This is a genomic window from Brevundimonas pishanensis, assembly GCF_022750635.1.
GTDB lineage: Bacteria > Pseudomonadota > Alphaproteobacteria > Caulobacterales > Caulobacteraceae > Brevundimonas > Brevundimonas pishanensis.
Map to the genome: position 1 here is coordinate 232,102 of NZ_JAJKBG010000003.1, position 17,280 is coordinate 249,381.

General features: G+C 60.5%; 9 protein-coding genes. 8 read left to right on the plus strand and 1 reads right to left on the minus strand.

Annotated features, from left to right (window positions below; genetic code table 11):
* Positions 1 to 31: 31 nt before the first annotated feature.
* Positions 32 to 1,471, plus strand: a complete 1,440-nt coding sequence (gene murC, locus LOX95_RS07490; protein ID WP_242913851.1) for a UDP-N-acetylmuramate--L-alanine ligase — start codon at positions 32 to 34, stop codon at positions 1,469 to 1,471.
* A 16-nt stretch (positions 1,472 to 1,487) separates the two neighbouring features.
* Here murC and LOX95_RS07495 read toward each other — a convergent pair whose 3' ends face one another.
* Positions 1,488 to 2,219 carry a hypothetical protein gene (locus tag LOX95_RS07495; protein WP_242913852.1) on the minus strand — a complete coding sequence of 244 codons (732 nt, stop codon included), beginning with the start codon at positions 2,217 to 2,219 and terminating at the stop codon, positions 1,488 to 1,490.
* Between the two features lie 57 nt (positions 2,220 to 2,276).
* Between LOX95_RS07495 and murB the strand changes: the two genes are divergently transcribed.
* From murB to LOX95_RS07530, 7 genes are all read left to right on the plus strand, one after another.
* Positions 2,277 to 3,191, plus strand: coding sequence for a UDP-N-acetylmuramate dehydrogenase (gene murB / locus LOX95_RS07500; RefSeq protein WP_242913853.1), 915 nt, complete (start codon positions 2,277 to 2,279; stop codon positions 3,189 to 3,191).
* Between the two features lie 147 nt (positions 3,192 to 3,338).
* Positions 3,339 to 4,277: a D-alanine--D-alanine ligase gene (locus LOX95_RS07505; RefSeq protein ID WP_242913854.1), complete on the plus strand. Its 939-nt coding sequence runs from the start codon at positions 3,339 to 3,341 to the stop codon at positions 4,275 to 4,277.
* Complete coding sequence (locus LOX95_RS07510) at positions 4,265 to 5,110, plus strand: cell division protein FtsQ/DivIB (protein WP_242913855.1); 846 nt, start codon at positions 4,265 to 4,267, stop codon at positions 5,108 to 5,110. The genes LOX95_RS07505 and LOX95_RS07510 overlap by 13 nt, the downstream gene beginning before the upstream one ends.
* Before the next feature lie 10 nt (positions 5,111 to 5,120).
* Entirely contained in the window at positions 5,121 to 6,446 is a 1,326-nt protein-coding gene (ftsA, locus tag LOX95_RS07515) for a cell division protein FtsA (RefSeq protein WP_427846577.1), read from the plus strand.
* A 244-nt stretch (positions 6,447 to 6,690) separates the two neighbouring features.
* Positions 6,691 to 10,032 carry a TonB-dependent receptor domain-containing protein gene (locus tag LOX95_RS07520; RefSeq protein WP_242913857.1) on the plus strand — a complete coding sequence of 1,114 codons (3,342 nt, stop codon included), beginning with the start codon at positions 6,691 to 6,693 and terminating at the stop codon, positions 10,030 to 10,032.
* A gap of 404 nt (positions 10,033 to 10,436) precedes the next feature.
* Positions 10,437 to 13,697: a TonB-dependent receptor domain-containing protein gene (locus tag LOX95_RS07525; RefSeq protein WP_242913858.1), complete on the plus strand. Its 3,261-nt coding sequence runs from the start codon at positions 10,437 to 10,439 to the stop codon at positions 13,695 to 13,697.
* 404 nt (positions 13,698 to 14,101) lie between these two features.
* The gene (locus LOX95_RS07530) at positions 14,102 to 17,134 is read left to right on the plus strand and encodes a TonB-dependent receptor plug domain-containing protein (protein ID WP_242913859.1); all 3,033 of its coding nucleotides are present in this window, start codon (positions 14,102 to 14,104) and stop codon (positions 17,132 to 17,134) included.
* The last annotated feature ends 146 nt before the right edge of the window (positions 17,135 to 17,280 follow it).

The following is a 17,280-nucleotide window of genomic DNA, read 5'->3' on the forward strand; positions in this document are numbered from 1 at the left end:
CACGGCCTCAAGAGGGGTCTATGAGGCCCATATGATCCGTCGTCTTCGTCCCGTTCCGTTTGCCCTTGGCCCCGTCCACTTCGTCGGTATCGGCGGCATTGGCATGAGTGGCATCGCCGAAATCATGCTGAAAATCGGCTATCAGGTGCAGGGCTCTGACGCCAAGGCCAGCGCCAATACCGAGCGCCTCGAAAAGCTGGGTGCCCGCATCTACATCGGCCACGACGCTGCCCACATCACCGAGGGTGTGGCGGCGGTCGTCTATTCGACCGCCGTTAAGGCCGAGAACCCCGAGATGGTCGAGGCGCGCGAGCGCCGCATTCCGGTAGTACGTCGTGCAGAGATGCTGGCCGAGCTGATGCGTCTGCAGTTCTCGATTGGTGTCGGTGGTACCCACGGCAAGACGACGACGACCTCGATGGTCGCGGCGCTGCTGGATGCCGGCAACCTTGATCCGACCGTTGTGAACGGCGGCATCATCAACGCCTATGGTACCAACGCCAAGGTCGGCGACGGTGACTGGATTGTCGTCGAGGCCGACGAGTCCGATGGCTCGTTCCTTCGCCTGAAATGTACCGTGGCGATGATCACCAACATCGATCCGGAGCATCTGGATCATTACGGTGACTTTGACGCGGTGAAGAAGGCCTTCCGCGATTTTATCGAGGATACGCCCTTCTATGGTTTCGGCGTGGTCTGCCTTGATCATCCCGAAGTTCAGAAGCTGGCGGCCCAGATCGTTAACCGCCGCCTGATCACCTATGGCCTCAATCCGCAGGCCATGGTCCGCGCCGAGAATGTGCAGATGGATCCGGACGGCTCGACCTTCGACGTCGTGATCCGCGCTTCGCATGCCAGCGATGAAGACACCCGTATCGACGGCGTGCGTCTGCCGATGGCGGGCTGGCACAATGTGTCGAACGCACTGGCGGCCATCTCGGTCGCCCGTGAAGTCGGCGTTGACGATGATGGCATCCGTACGGGCCTTGCCAATTTTGGCGGTGTGAAGCGTCGCTTCACCACCACGGGCTTTGCCCACGGTGTACGTATCATTGACGACTATGGCCACCACCCGGTCGAAATCGCTGCGGTCCTCAAAGCCGCCCGGCAAGTGGTGCAAAACGCCGACCAATCGGGGCGAGTGATCGCTGTGGTACAGCCGCACCGTTACACCCGCCTGCGCGATCTGATGTCGGACTTCTCGACCTGCTTCATGGATGCCGACAGCGTTCTGGTCGCCGACGTGTATCCGGCCGGCGAGCAGCCGATCGAGGGCGTGGACAAACACGCTCTGGTCAGCGGCATCAAACAGTTCGGCCATCGCCACGTCGCGGCTCTTGAAAGTGCCGACGCACTGGCCAAGGTCATCCGCGAAGAAGCCAAGGAAGGCGATCTGGTCGTCTGCCTCGGCGCGGGCGACATCACGGCTTGGGCCTATGCCCTGCCTGAACAGTTGGAAGCGCTGGCCTAAACACCGCGGGCGATGATCAGGCGAGGTATCGCAGGACCAAGCTGCCCAGAAAATAGCACATGAAGCCGGTCATGGTGACGGCGGTCACAAAGGCCGCCAGCCAGTTGAGCCTCAGTTCAATCCGTTGTTTGTCCGCGCCCGTCACCTGACCGGCGCGGACTTTTTTCATGTCACGCTCCATGTAGGTGAATAGAGCGATCATGCCGCCGATCAGCGGCAGCCAGATGATGACGATGGTGGCCAAAGATGCTGCTGAAGCGCGACCCGAACTATAGCGGGCAATGAAGCGGTGAATGGCCTCCTGATGGCCCAAAGGCAGATAGATGAAGAGCAACAGACCAATGGCCGCGGCATAGAGCAGGGCATAGGCCAGCTTTTCACGAGGACTTGCCACTAGGGGAGGGGCAGGTTCAGTTTCCTCCGACCACATGGGCGGGATCTTCTCGCCGACGGCGTACTCTCCCGAGCGCTTCCTCGTTTCAACGTGCCAGAACCAGCGATGGCAGCCCGCATGGCAAATCGGCAGGAACACCAGGATCAGGAACAAGCTAAGCACGGCATTAAACGCCTGCTCGAATGACAGCAGTTGGCCCATGGACTCGGAAAGAAACAGCAGTCCGATAACCAGCGCCAACCCACCCCATACCGCCGGAACCACGACCATAATCAGGATCAGGATGGTACGTAGCGGCTCGCGCACAGACGCGAGTAGGCCTTTCCTCTTGCGCGGGGCAGGCGTTAGAGACATCTACGCATTCCCCTTTAGCCCGCAGACGGGCTTGATCGCACCGCGCACGAGAGATTTATGACTGACTGGACCAAGGCTCCCCCGAGCGTACGCGGCAAACTGCTGCTGAACGAAGCGCTGGCGCCTTATACTTGGTTCCGCGTCGGCGGTCCGGCGGATGCCCTGTTCATTCCGGCCGATGAAGACGATCTGATCGACTTCCTGAAAGCACTGCCCGAAGACGTGCCTGTCTATCCGCTGGGCGTTGGCTCGAACGTCATCGTGCGCGATGGTGGCGTGAAGGGTGTCGTCATTCGTCTGGCCGGACGTGCGTGGGGACAGGTGGTTGCTGACGGCATGACCATTACTGCTGGCGCGGGCGCTCTGGATTCCATGGTCGCGCGTGCGTCGGCCAAGGCGGGCATCGCGGGCATGGAGTTTTATGCTGGCATTCCGGGCTCCATCGGCGGTGCGCTGACGATGAATGCGGGCTGCTATGGCTCTGAGACCAAAGACATCCTCGTCTCTGCACGCGGCGTGAACCGCAAGGGCGAAAAGGTGGAGTTGACGGTCGAAGAGTTCGGCTACACCTACCGCCATTCGAATGCTCCGGCCGACATCATCTGGACCGAGGCGACTTATAAAGGCACCGCTGACGAACCGGAGGCGGTTGCCGCCCGTATCGCCGAGATCACCGAGCGTCGCGAAAAGACCCAGCCGATCCGTGAAAAGACCGGCGGCTCGACCTTTAAAAACCCCGAGGGCCATTCCTCGTGGAAGCTGGTCGATGAAGCGGGCTGGCGCGGCAAGCTATTCAAGATGACCGGCGGCGGCGCGAAGTTCAGCGAGCTGCACTCCAACTTCATGATCAACCCGGGCGAGGCCACCGCTGCCGACCTCGAAGGTCTGGGTGAGACCGTCCGTCAGGACGTTTTCTCCAAAACCAACATCCAGCTGAGCTGGGAAATCAAACGCATCGGCCGTCCGGGCTAAGGCGCTTTGGGCCGCACACGCGGGGGATGAAAAACATCCCCCGTTTCATGCACTTTTTTAAGCGTGGCCGGACGCTTCGGGGTCTATCGTTTCCAACCGGTTAACCCTATTGAGGCGATAGGGGGAGGCTAGTCTTCGGATTGTCTCATGCGCGCGCCTCTTGAAACCCTACATGTCGCTGTCCTTATGGGCGGCATCTCGTCGGAACGTGAAGTTTCGCTGACGTCCGGTGCCGGTTGCGCCGACGCGCTGGAGGGGCAGGTCGGCAAGGTCACGCGCGTAGATGCGGGCCGCGATCTGGCTCAGGTCCTCACCGAACTGAAGCCCGATGTCGTTTTCAACGCCCTGCATGGCGCGTGGGGCGAGGACGGTTGCGTTCAAGGCATCCTCGAGACGCTCGGCATTCCCTATACCCACTCGGGCGTGTTGGCCTCCGCGCTGGCGATGGACAAGGACAAGTCCAAGGCTGTGTTGCACGCAGCAGGTGTGGTCGTCCCGGGCGGCGGTCTTTTTGACCGTCACGAGGTCGCATCGCGCCACGTCATCGAGCCGCCCTATGTGATCAAGCCGAATGCCGAAGGGTCTTCGGTCGGCGTCTATCTGGTGCGCGAGGGCGCTAACCGTCCGGTGGCCGAAGTTGGCGAAGATAGCTGGACCTATGGCGAGCAGGTCATGGTAGAGCCCTTCATCGCGGGAAAAGAACTGGCGGTTGCGGTGATCGGCGATCTGAACGGTCCGCGCGCCCTGACCATCACCGACATTACGCCGACCAAGGGCTTCTACGATTACGAAGCGAAATATTCGCCCGGTGGTTCGCGCCACGTACTGCCTGCGGAACTGCCTGCGCACGTATTTGACAAGGCTTTACGTCAGGCGGAGCTCGCCCACGCGGCCATGGGCTGCCGTGGCGTATCGCGGTCCGATTTCCGTTATGACGACGTTAACGATGTTCTTGTCTTGCTGGAGGTGAACACCCAGCCCGGCATGACCCCGACCTCGCTCGCGCCCGAGCAGGCGGCCTACGTCGGTATGGATTATCGCACTCTGGTTCGTTGGTTGGTGGAGGACGCCTCATGCCGGCGGTAGTACGCGGCGGACGTCGACAATCTGGTAAGGGGCAAGCCCCGCGCGGTGCCCCCAAGGGACGCGTGGCCGATATCGGTCGCATGGATATGTCGCCGCGGGTCGTGGCTGTTTGCCTGGTTGCGGGCGTTGCCGTTCTGGCGGGCGTTCTGGCTACGGGAGCGCGTGCAGAGCGTATCTCTGCCTCCATGCAGGAAAAGTTCGATGCCGTAACAGTCGGCATGGGTCTGAAACTGGAGCAGGTGCACGTCAACGGGGCGTCGCCAGAGGCCAAGGGTCCGATCCAGCGCGCTGTCGGTCTGTATCAGGATCAGCCTATCGTCAGTCTGGACCTCAACGCTGTACGCGAGCGGGTAGAGCAGGTGGGCTGGGTAAAGGAAGCGCGCGTGGTGCGCCTGCTGCCCAACACCATCATCGTGGACGTTAAAGAACACAACCGGCTGGCCGTATGGCAGGTGGGTGGCAAGGCGCATGTCATCGATGCCGATGGCGTTGTAATCCCGGGTGCCGATGCCGGGCGCTATCCCGAATTGCCGCTCATTGTCGGCAAGGGAGCCGATCAGGCCGCCGCCGATATCGTGCCGCTGCTTCGCCAGCGTCCGCGTCTTATGAGCCGTATCGATGCACTGGTGCGGGTAGACGAGCGCCGCTGGGACCTTCGCTTGAAGGACGGTGCCTTGATCCAGCTTCCGGCTGTCGATCAGGACTCGGCCCTGATCCGTCTCGATGCGCTGGACCAGCGTGAACGCCTATTGGATCTGGGCTTTGCCCGGGTCGATCTAAGAACACCTGAAGAAGTGGCGATCCGCCCTTCCGAAGGTGACGCGAGAGGATAGAAGCACAATGATTGGACTTCTCCGCGACCGTAAAGACGATCAGGTCGGTAACTCGTCGCGCGCGCCCGCAGTGGCTGCGCTCGACCTTGGCCAATCCAAGGTCGCCTGTTTCATCATGAAGCCAGAAGGTGTGCGTCGTGCCGACAGCACCATTCGCGTCGCCGGTGCCGGGCACGTGCAATCGCGCGGTGTGCGCGGTGGGGTGATCGTCAACATGGAAGACGCCGCCGACGCCATCGCGCGCGCTGTCGAACGGGCCGAGCGTGCTGCTGGCGCGACGATTTCCGGAGTCGTCGTCACCACCTCGATTGGCCAGATGGCCAGCCACCGCGTGTCGGCCAGTGTCTCGCTCGGCGGCCAGCCGATTTCCGATCCGGACCTTGCTCGCGCCATCAGTGCGGCCTTGTCCAAGATCAGCCTGCCGAACCGCCGCCCGATCCACGTTCTGCCAGTCGCATGGTCTGTGGACGGCTCGCGCGGCGTCCACGATCCGCGTCACTTGCAAGGCCGCACCCTCGGCCTGGACCTGCTGGTGATTTCTATGGCGGAAGGGGCATTCGGTGCCCTCAGCAACTGTCTGGAACGCGCCCACCTCGATCTGCAAGGTGTGGCTTCGGCCCCGCTTGTCACCTCGCTGGCCGCGCTGGAAGAAGACGAGATGGAGCTGGGCTCGCTGTGTATCGACATGGGGGCAGGGACGACCTCTGCCGCTGTGTGGGGCGGGCGTTCTCTGCTGCACATCGAGAGCCTCAGCGTCGGTGGCGATCACGTCACCGCCGACATCGCTCGCGGCATGACAACCTCGCGTGCAGGGGCAGAGCGCCTTAAGACGCTGCATGGCTCGGCCATGGCCAGCAATAATGAAGACCGCGAAATGGTTGAAGCCCCGCCGCGCGGCGAGGATTCGTCATCTGGTCCGGTCGTTTGGCCGCGGGCCATGCTGAAAACCATCATCGCGCCGCGTGTCGAAGAGACGCTGGAGTTGATGCGCGACCGCCTCCGCGCCGCAGGCATGCGTATTGATCCGGGCATGGGAATCGTTCTGACCGGCGGGGCCAGTCAGTTGAACGGCGTGCGTGAACTGGCAGAGCGCGTGTTTGACCACCCTTCAGTGCGTCTGGGACGTCCCCAACGCGCGCCTCACCTTGCAGAAGCTGCGGCAGGACCAGCCTTCTCCTCGGCGGCGGGCGTATTACTGCGTGCTGCCTATGGACCGCGCGAAGCGGTGTCGGTGCACAAGCTCATGACCCGCCACATTACGGCCGCAGACGCTCCGCGTATCCACAGCGGCGGACCGTTCACCCGCGCGGCAACATGGTTGCGAGAGAACTTCTAAGTTCCTGTAACTTATAAATTAAATGATTGGGGTGCGCTGGTTATTGGATCGGCGCACCCTTTTTGATTGTGCGCCTCTACGGGATTCTCCCAATGCGAATTGTGTTAAACTGGTAACATTAGGACTGAAAGTGGCCCACATGATGCCATAATCATTGTTCCACCAACATTGATATGTGAGTTTCCACGCTCGGCGGCCCCCCTTTTGGGGGTCATGGGGAAGCCCCGAACGGGAGTTCGAACATATGAAAATCAAGCGCACTGCTTTGCTTGGCACAACCGTGCTGGCGAGCACTTTGCTCGTCACGGCTGCTCATGCGGAGCAGCAAACCAATCCGACTACGGATCAAGCCACCGAGGTTAGCGAGATCGTCGTTACGGGTTCGCGGATCCGTCGCGACCCGACGACGTCGCCGACCCCGCTTATCCAAGTCTCCCAAGAGCAAATCCTGGAAACCGGTCTGGCGACGGTTATCGACTATCTGTCGACCATTCCTGCGCTGTCGAACTCCGTAATTCCGTCGGACACGACCGGTTCGGGTCTGAACGATGGTGGTCTGTCGATCGCCAACCTGCGCGCACTGGGTTCGGGCCGTACGCTGACGCTGGTTGATGGTCGCCGTCACGTCGGTTCGGTCGGTGGTGGTCTGGGTGTGGACGTCGACACCATCCCGCGCCTGCTGATCCAGAACGTTGAAATCATCACCGGCGGTGCCTCGTCGATCTACGGCGCAGACGCTGTTGCCGGCGTGCTGAACTTCAACCTGCGCGACGACTACGAAGGCGCGGAAATCGACGCCAACTATTCGGTCATCAACCAGGACGGTCAGGCTGCGAAGCGCATCTCGGCCTTGGTCGGTAAGAACTTCTTCGACGATCGTCTGAACGTCTATGCCCACGCCGAGTGGGAGCAGCAGGACGAAGTGACCGGTCTGGACATGGACTGGCTGCGCCGCTCGCCGGTGCTGCTCGGCGTTGACGCTGACCCGACCTCGGCCGCCATTGGCCCTGCTGACGATGGCATCATTGATGCCCAACTGTTTTCGGGTACCAACCTGGTTCGTCTGGACCGTCCGCGCTGGTCGGTGATGACCCTTGCGAACGCCCAGCAGCCGAGCGCTTTGAGCAACCCGAACGTGCCGCTGGCGGCCTGTACCGCATACAACAGCGCGAACTGCTATTCGGTTGATCCGGCCAAGACTTGGTGGTTCGACGGCACGTCCGCTCGTTTGGCCAACTTCGGCCAGCGCATCGGCGCAACGGGTTCCAGCCGTCCGTACAACATCGGCGGTGACGGTGAATCGGCTGCAGTCTTCTCGACCGACTCGCGTCTGCCGCGTTCGGAATCGCAGCGCTATCAGGTCGGTTCGACCTTCAAGATCACGGACCGCATCACGGCCTACGCCGAAGCCAAATATATCACTGAAGAAACGAACGATACGTCGCAACCGTTCTTCTATGACATCAACTTCAGCGACGCCGCCATCTCGGCTGGCCGACATGTGCAGATCACGGCAACGTCGGGCGCAAACATGCGCTGGTCGGACAACGCCTTCATCCCGGCAAACCTGAAGGCCGCTATCGCCGCCAACACGGTCACCAACTATGCTGCTGGCACCCAGAACGCTCCGGGTGCTGTGACCACGACCACGGCTGCACCGTGGGCCCGTCTGTCGGGCTTCGGTAACGACCGCTTCCAGAACAACTTCCGCGACCTGCAGCGTTATGTTGTCGCCCTTAAAGGTGACTACGACCAAGTCGGCTTCGTGAAGAACTTCGGCTGGGATCTGTCCTACACCTACGGCCGTATGGACAACGAGAACCAAGAGTTCGCGGTTGACGCCGAACGCTTCTACTTCGCTGCTGACTCGGTCGTCGACACCGCCGGCGTTCTCGGTGCCGCAGGCGCAGTTGTCTGCCGTGCCAAGCTCCTGGCCGCTCAGGGCGTAAACCTGCCGGACCCGGTCCGCGGTGGTTTCGTTCAGAACAGCGAAGCTGGCCGTGCCGCCATTGATCAGTGCGTGCCGTACAACATCTTCGGTAAGGGCAATCAGTCCGCTGAAGGCACGGCCTACGTCGAAGCCTTCGTTGACGTGACCGAAATGAACGAACAGCACCACGCTGTTGCCGCTGCTTCGGGTCAGCTGTGGGACTTCTGGGGTGCCGGTTCGATCGGTGTCGCTCTGGGTGTCGAATGGCGTAAGGAAGCAACCGAAGGTACCGGCCGTGACCGCCTCTTCGGCGATCGCCTGCTGATGCTTAACGCCAGTGCTGACTTCCCGCTCGCTTCTTATGAGTCCAATGAAGTCTTCGCTGAAGTCTCGCTGCCGCTGCTGCGTGACAGCAAGCTCGGTGAGTATGCAGAACTGAGCGGTTCGTACCGCTTCTCGGACTACTCGACCGTTGGTGGTCAGGAAGTCTGGGGCGCGAACCTGGTCTACCGTCCGATCCCGGACATCGCCTTCAAGACCAGCTACAACACCTCGATCCGCGTTCCGACGCTGGCCGAAGTGTACCGTCCGTACTCGCAAACCTTCGTCGACGTCCAAGATCCCTGCACCACGGCCCGCATCACTGCGCCGACCCTGAGTGCCGAGATCAAGGCTAACCGTATCGCCAACTGTACTGCACTGGCTGCGGCAAAGGGCCTGACCTACGACTTCGCAGGTTCGACCGTTTCGACGCTGGACGACTACGTTCCGGAATACACCTCGACTGTGTCGGGTGTGAACGGCGGTAACATCTATCTGCAGCCGGAAGAGTCGACCTCGTTCACCTTCTCGACGGTTCTTCAGCCGCGCTTCATCCCGAACCTCAGCCTGGTTCTGGACTACTACGAGATCGAGATCACCAACGTGATCGCCGCCGTGGGCGCTGCTACGGTTGCTGCGAACTGCGTGAACGGCCCGACGCTGAACACCGCAGCTTGCGACACCATCTTCCGTAACGTTCCGGCCTCGGCTCTGAACGACACGGCGCAGCAGCGCTCGGAAGCCTTCAAGATCGGTGACCCGGCGACGGGCATCGGCTTCATCCAAGGCTCGATCAACTACGCGAAGCGTACCGTTCGCGGCATGGACTTCACCGGTCGTTACCGTCTCGATAGCCAAGACATGTTCGGTAAGAACTGGGGTGTCTTCGACTACTCGATCAACGGTTCGTGGCTGATTGAACAAAAGCAGTTCAACAACGCGCAAAACCCGGCCGACTTCACCGAGTACGCTTCGCTGGCGTCCACGGGCGGTTCGTTCCCGCGCGTTCGCTTCACCTCGACCCTCGCATGGCAACCGGTTGAAACGGTTCGCGTGGCCTGGATCGCTGACTGGCAGTCGTCGCAAGACATCATCCAGTACCGCGACTTCCTGGCTAACGCCGACTCGCGTCCGGTTGAATACCTGCGCACCGGCAACTTCGTCCGTAACGACCTGACGGTTCGTTGGGATGTCCGTGATAACGTGACGCTGCGTGCAGGCGTGACCAATATCTTCGACGCCGAGCAACCGGCGTGGTTGGGCACCACCCTGTACTCGAACTTCGACCCGTTCGGTCGTCGCTATAACATCGGCCTGAACTACAAGATCTTCTAAGTTCAGCTGATAGAATCGGAAAAGGGCGGTCCTCGAGGCCGCCCTTTTTTTGTTCTCAAAAGGGCATGCCTTATTTTGAAAATCGTCGTTATTGAAATACGCTGTTATATAAATATCCGCATTAGGCAGTTCATTCTAATATCTTCGCCTCGAACCAATTTTTATTTCAACAAGCTTGGCTTTTTAATCCCCCGATTTCAAACATCATGAGTTTTTAGGGATAACTACGTGAATCGGCATTGTGTCGGAAATGTTACGCCAACCTTGCCGTGGGTCGGGTTTTGAGGCGCAAATGCGGCGTTTAGGTTGCGCGTAATTGGTTAGCGTGACAGGCAGGCCACCCTTCAAGTGGCGGGTCCTCACAGGATCTGTCACCCCGTTCCTTTAGCGTGGTTTATTCTTAAATGCGTTCGAAGCGTACTATTCTGCTGGGCACTTCGGTGCTGGCAGGTGTTCTGGCGGCATCGGCCGCCGTGGCTCAAGAAGCCAACGGTTCCCAAGACGTCTCCGCAACCGAAGTCAGCGAAATCGTTGTCACCGGCTCGCGCATCCGCCGCGACCCGGTCACTGCCCCGACCCCGCTGATCCAAGTTAATCGTGAAGCCCTGCTGACCACCGGTCAGAACTCGGTGATCGACCACCTGGCGACCATCCCGGCTCTGATGAACTCGCAAGTTCCGTCGGACACCACTGCAGGCGTTCTGAACGCTGGTGGTCTGTCGCTGCCGAACCTGCGCTCGCTGGGTTCGGGCCGCACTCTGACGCTGGTTGACGGCCGTCGCCACGTTGGTTCGCCGCAAGGCACGCTGGCTGTCGACGTCGACACCATCCCGCGTCTGTTGATCGAAAGCGTTGAAATCGTCACCGGTGGCGCTTCGTCGATCTACGGCGCTGACGCAGTTTCGGGCGTTCTGAACTTCAAGCTCCGCAAGGACTTCGAAGGTCTGGAAATCGACACCCGCTGGGGTCAGATCAACGACGGTGGCCAAGACTCGGAACGCGTTTCGATCCTGGCTGGTAAGAACCTGTTCGACGGTCGCCTGAACGTTTACGGCTTCGCCGAATACGAGCGCCTGGACGAAGTTCTGGCTTCGGACATCGACTGGCTGCAAGACGGCTGGGGCATGGTCGGCCGCGACGCCGATCCGGCAGCTGCCCAGTTCGACGGCATCACCGACTCGGTCCTGTATCGCGACCGTCGCTCGATGCAGATGCGCAAGTGGGGTCAGGTTACCCTGGCTAACAACTACCAGCCGAGCGCTCTGAACAACCCGAACACCATTCCGGTTGCCAACTGCACCACCACCTCGATTACTTCGGCTTCGTGCTTCGGTGTTGCTCCGGGCAAGACCTGGGTCTTCGATGGTCCGGTTGCCCGTCTGGCTGACTTCGGCACCATCATCTCGAACACCGGCACCAACAAAGCCATCAGCATCGGCGGTGACGGCGAGAACCCGAACACGACCTTCAACGTCGATTCGACCCTGCCGCAGTCGGAAAACTCGCGCTTCCAAGTGGGCGCAAACTTCCAGATCACCCCGCGCATCAACCTGTATGCTGAAGCCAAGTACGTTCAAGAGCGTACCCACCTGGCAACCGGTAACTCGTTCGGCGACATCTACATCTCGGATACCCTGAATCCGAACAACTCGATGCAGATCCTGTCGACCTCGGCGTACACCACCCGTACCGACAACGCTTTCATGCCGCTGAACCTGGCTGAAGCGATCCGCAACAACACCGCGGTAACCTACGGCGCAGCGACCCAAACCGCTCCGGGCGCAGCGACCGGCACCACCGCCGCTCCGTTCGCTCGTTACAGCGCATGGCTGCTGGACCGCGCCCAGACCAATGACAAGCAACTGCAACGCTACGTCATCGGCCTGAACGGCAACGCCGGCGACATCGGCTTCGTCAAGAACGTCGACTGGGATCTGGGCTACACCTACGGTCGCGTCGACAACAAGAACGTCGAGCGCGGTCTGGACATCGAGCGTTTCTCGTATGCGATGGACGCCGTTCGTAACTCGGCCGGCCAAATCGTCTGCCGCGTTCAAGACCTGACCGCCAACGGCGGCACCGTCACCAGCCGTAACCCGAACGTACCGGGTACGCTGAACGCCAACTCGGACGTCGTTAAGAACTGCCAGCCGCTGAACGTCTTCGGTGCCGGCAACCAAAGCGCCGAGGCTCTGGCCTACGTCGCTGCCCAACTGCAGATCCAACAACAGAACCAACAGCACGACGTGCTGGGTACCGTTTCGGGTCAGCTGTGGGACTTCTGGGGTGCCGGTCCGATCGGCGTCGCTCTGGGCGCTGAATACCGCAAGGAAATGACCGAAGGTCTGGGCCGCAGCTCCTCGCTGGGCACCACCTACGCTCAGCTGAATGGCGGCGCTGACTTCCTGCCGGCTGAATACGACGCCACCGAAGGCTTCGCTGAAATCTCGGTCCCGCTGCTGCGTGACTCGAAGTTCGGTGAATACGCTGAAATCAGCGGTTCGTACCGCTACAGCGACTTCTCGACCTTCGGCGGTAGCGAAGTTTGGGGCGTAAACCTGGTTTACCGTCCGATCCGCGACATCGCGTTCAAGACCAGCTTCAACACCTCGGTCCGTGCTCCGACCCTGTCGGAAACCAACGCACCGCTGACGCAAACCTTCCTGTCGTTCACCGATCCGTGCGCTACTCTGAACATTCAGAACACCGCCGATCAGGAGAAGAAGGCTAACCGTATCAAGAACTGCGCCGCCTTGGCTCAGCAACACGGTCTGTCCTTCAACTTCACCGACCCGACGGCAGCCGACGCCTACAAGCCGGTCTATTCGTCGAGCGTCCCGGGCAACAACGGTGGCAACCCGTACCTGCAACCGGAAGAGTCGGAATCCTTCACCTTCTCGACCGTTCTGCAGCCGCGCTTCCTGCCGAACTTCGCAGTGGTCCTCGACTACTACGAAATCACCATCGACAAGGTCATCGCATCGGTTACGGCTCAAACCGCCGCTAACAACTGCGTTGAAGGCCCGTCGCTGAACAGCAGCGCCTGCGCCACCCTGACCCGTTCGCGCGTCGACATCGATGGCACCCCGGCCGACGACCGCTTCATGCTGACCGACTTCATCCAGTCGTCGATCAACTATGCCAAGCGTAACGTCCGTGGTCTGGACTTCACCACGACCTATCGCTTCGACACCGAAGAGATGCTGGGCCGTAACTGGGGTTCGTTCTCGCACAAGCTGGCCGGTTCTTGGCTGATTGAGCAGAAGAACTTCAACAACATCGACAACCCGGCTGACTTCACCGAGCTGTCGAGCACGCTGTACTACCCGCGCGTTCGCATGACCTCGACCCTGGCCTGGCAGACCCCGCACGAGCCGCTGCGCATCACCTGGACTGCTGACTGGCAGACCGCGCAAGACATCGTGCAGGCCCGTGACTTCATTTCGAACGCCGACCAGCGCGAAGCGAAGTACATGGACACCGAGAACTTCATGCGTAACGACATCTCGGTCCGCTATCAGGTCCGCGACGACGTCACCGTGACCGGTACCGTCCAGAACGTCTTCGATGCTGAACAAGCACGTTGGCTGGGCGCATCGCTCTACTCGAACTTCGACCCGTTCGGTCGTCGCTTCTCGGTGAGCGTGAACTACCGTCCTTGGTAAGTTCAGTCTGATTTCAGACTAGGAAAGGCGGCTCGAAAGAGCCGCCTTTTCTTTTGCCTGTTCGCATCGCAGGCCGTTTTGAAACGGGGCAGGGCGGAGGAGTAATTGCGGCGCAGGCGGCATTAAGATTGCCATAGCTTCACAAATCCACCCGCCACACGGAGGTGCTGAAAAAGCCTAATTCGCGAGCCATGTAATGTGAAACCCGTAATCTACTGATAAGTATTGAGATTTCGGATCGGTAATATTTCCAAAATCGATCCAGCGTGTCGGTTGTGTGTATTATTTGACACGAGACTTAGGTGTCGTGTTCCTGCGGTTATTGAAGGCCGCGTGCATCAATAATCAAAAACTCTCCATGGCGGACGGGCGAGGGGCCTGTTCCGTAAAGTTGGAGATGGCATTTGCACACGCGCCTAACGGCCCTTCTGGGCACCACCATACTGGCGGGGGCTTTGATTTCCGCCCCGGCTATCGCACAGGAAGTCGACACCGCGACACAGGTCGACGAGATCGTCGTAACCGGCACCCGTATCGTCCGTCCGAACCAGACTTCGGCCACCGCCGTCCAGTCAGTGAACTCTGAAGCGATCGCCTTGTCGGGTCAGACCAACGTGGGCGATATTCTGCGCTCGCTGCCCTCGGCAGGTCAGTCTGCCCTGACACCGTCGAGCAGTAACTTCCTCACCGCCAACAACGGCGTGACCTCGGTGAACCTGCGTTCGCTGGGCGAAGCCCGCACGCTGGTATTGGTCAACGGCCGTCGCTACATCGGCGGCGTGCCGGGAACCTCGACGGTCGACTTCGCGACCCTTCCAACCGAGTTCATCGACCGTATCGACGTCGTCACGGGCGGTGCTTCGTCGGTGTATGGCTCGGATGCTCTGGCAGGCGTGGTGAACATCATCACCCAGCGCAACTACCAGGGCTTTGAAGCCTTCGGCCAATACGGCATCACCGAGCGCGGCGACGGCGAGAACTACAAGTTCGGCTTCAAATTGGGTTCGAACTTTGCCGATGACCGCGGAAACTTCGTCGCCAGCCTGTCGTACAACGAGACCCACGGCATCTATGCTCGCGACCGCGGTGACCGCGGCATGGCGCTGGATGGCACTTCGGACACGTTCAAGAAAACCAAATACTTCTCGGGCTCGTCGGTGACGCCGGGCGGCGTAGCCATCATTCCAGGCCTCGAACAGAACGGCGTAACCCCCGCTTCGCAAAGCTGGACCCTGTGGGACGGCAAGCTGGTCCAGTTCGACAACTCGGTCCACGGCTACAACCGTCAGGACTACCGCGCCCTCATGGTGCCGACCGACGGCCTGCACCTGACGTCGCAAGCCCGCTACGACTTCAACAACGACCACAGCTTCTTCATGGAAGCGTCGGCCTATCGCGGTCGTGCGCAGTCGTCCATGGAGCCGACGGGCGTGCAGAACTCCGACCTTTACAAGGACGGCAGCAACATCACGCGCGACATCGCCTGCACCAGCACCGGCTGCGTGTACGGTATCCCGATCCTGTCGGAGGCTGTGCCGGTCGCCATTCGCGATCTGGTCCGTGCAGCCACCCCGGGCCTGACCGACGAACAGCGCGCCGTCGGTTTCAATCGCCGTTTCTCCGAAGCGCCGAACCGCAGCAACATCGAAGAGCGTAACCACTCGCGCATCGTGGTGGGCCTGCAGGGCAAGCTGGGGACCCCGCTCGACCTCAGCTACGAGATGAGCTTCAACTGGGGCCACCTGAGCAACCAGCGCACCAACGAGGGCGCGCTGCTCAAGGACAACCTGATCAACGCCATCGACGTGGTGAAGCTGGCCGACGGTTCGTTCGCCTGCCGCAGCGAACTGGCCCGCGCCCAAGGCTGTCTGCCGATCTTCGTCTTCGAGGAAGGCGGCGCGTCGAAGGAAGCGATGGACTATGTGCAGATCGTGCACAAGGTCGACAACATGATGGACCAGAAGGTCATCAACGGCTTCCTGTCGGGCACGGCATTCGAGCTTCCGGCGGGGCCGCTGCAGTTCGTCGTGGGTGGCGAATATCGCCGCGAGGAATCCGAACTGGTGCCGGACGTCGCCATGCAGCGCGGTCTGACCACCACCAACCTGACCCCCGTCACGCGCGGCAGCTATGACGTGAGCGAAGGGTTCATCGAGTTGAACATCCCGCTGCTGGCAGACCTGCCGTGGGCGCATCAACTGGACCTGAACCTGTCGGCACGCGTGTCGGACTATTCGACCGTTGGCAAGACCGATGCCTATGCAGCGTCGCTGGAATGGAAGCCGGTCGACTTCCTGAAGGTACGCTCGCAGTACGCCCGCTCGGTGCGTGCCCCGAACATCGCCGAACTGTACGCCGGCGTCAGCCAGACCTATCCAACCGACGCAGACCCGTGCCGTTCGCTGACCATCGTCAACGGTCAGGGGGCCTTCTTCAAGGAACGTAGCGGCTACGACGCCGGCAAGATCGTCGGCAGCGGTGTCGATAGCGGCACTGTCGGCAGCAATGCCGCCAAGGCCTGCCTGGCAGACCCTACGGTTGCGGCTCGTGTCGCCCGAGACGGCCACTACATCCAGACCCAGTCCGAAGCCCAGGGCTATTACGGCTTCAACTCGGGCAACGAGGATCTGGAAGCAGAAACCTCGACCAGCTTCACTGCGGGTCTGCTGTTCAATCCGCGTTGGAACGACTGGTGGTCGGGTCTGTCGGTCTCGGTGGACTACTTCCAGCTCGAGATCGAGGGCATGATCGGCACCCTCGGCCGTTCGACCAGCCTGAACGAGTGCTATGTGAACTCGGGCGGCGTCTATGACCCGAACAACATCTACTGCAAGCAGATCATTCGCGAGGACAAGGGTACGAGCGTCGGCTCCTTCCGTGAAGTGAATTCGCGCACGATGAACCTGGGCGAAAACCGTACCCGCGGCTTTGACCTGCAAGCCCACTACTCGGTCGACCTGACCCGTCTGCCGTACCTGTCAGCGTTCGAGGACGCGGGCCAACTGGCTATCGGCTATTCGCACCAGCATCTCATGACCCGCAAGACCTCGCCTCTGGCGGGTGGAGCGATGGTAGAGTTCGCAGGTCGTTCGGCGACCCCGAAGAACGTCGGCAACCTGAACCTGGTCTATCGCCGTGGCCCGCTGACCACGTCGTGGAAGACCCGCTTCTTGGGCGAGAGCTGCTACCGTTACCTCGACCGTTGCGATCCGAAGGATGACAAGAGCGACTACATCGGCCTGCGTCACTTCTCGGACCTGCAGGTGCGTTATGACGTGACCGACAAGGCCGAAGTGTTCGTCGGTGTGGACAACATCTTTGACGAGTATGTCTACATTGCCCAAACCATCACCTCGGCGACCGGCTGGACCACAGACCCGTCGATCTATGACGGTCTTGGACGTCGTTTCAACATGGGTATGCGTGTGCGCTTCTGATTGAAACTGTAAGCTTTGTTTAGCGGGAGGGGGGCGTTTGCCCCTCTCTTTGCGTTTGGTTAACGGCTTTTGGTCCCGTCAACTGAAAAAATGCACTTAAAGCGTGAAAAACATCAGTGTTACGTGCTTCCAGAAACGCCGACTCA

Excerpts from the sequence above, each read along its gene's own strand:
- murC (WP_242913851.1), top strand. The coding sequence starts at position 32 with ATGATCCGTCGTCTTCGTCCCGTTCCGTTTGCCCTTGGCCCCGTCCAC.
- LOX95_RS07495 (WP_242913852.1), bottom strand. The coding sequence starts at position 2,219 with ATGTCTCTAACGCCTGCCCCGCGCAAGAGGAAAGGCCTACTCGCGTCT.
- murB (WP_242913853.1), top strand. The coding sequence starts at position 2,277 with ATGACTGACTGGACCAAGGCTCCCCCGAGCGTACGCGGCAAACTGCTG.
- LOX95_RS07505 (WP_242913854.1), top strand. The coding sequence starts at position 3,339 with ATGCGCGCGCCTCTTGAAACCCTACATGTCGCTGTCCTTATGGGCGGC.
- LOX95_RS07510 (WP_242913855.1), top strand. The coding sequence starts at position 4,265 with ATGCCGGCGGTAGTACGCGGCGGACGTCGACAATCTGGTAAGGGGCAA.
- LOX95_RS07520 (WP_242913857.1), top strand. The coding sequence starts at position 6,691 with ATGAAAATCAAGCGCACTGCTTTGCTTGGCACAACCGTGCTGGCGAGC.
- LOX95_RS07525 (WP_242913858.1), top strand. The coding sequence starts at position 10,437 with ATGCGTTCGAAGCGTACTATTCTGCTGGGCACTTCGGTGCTGGCAGGT.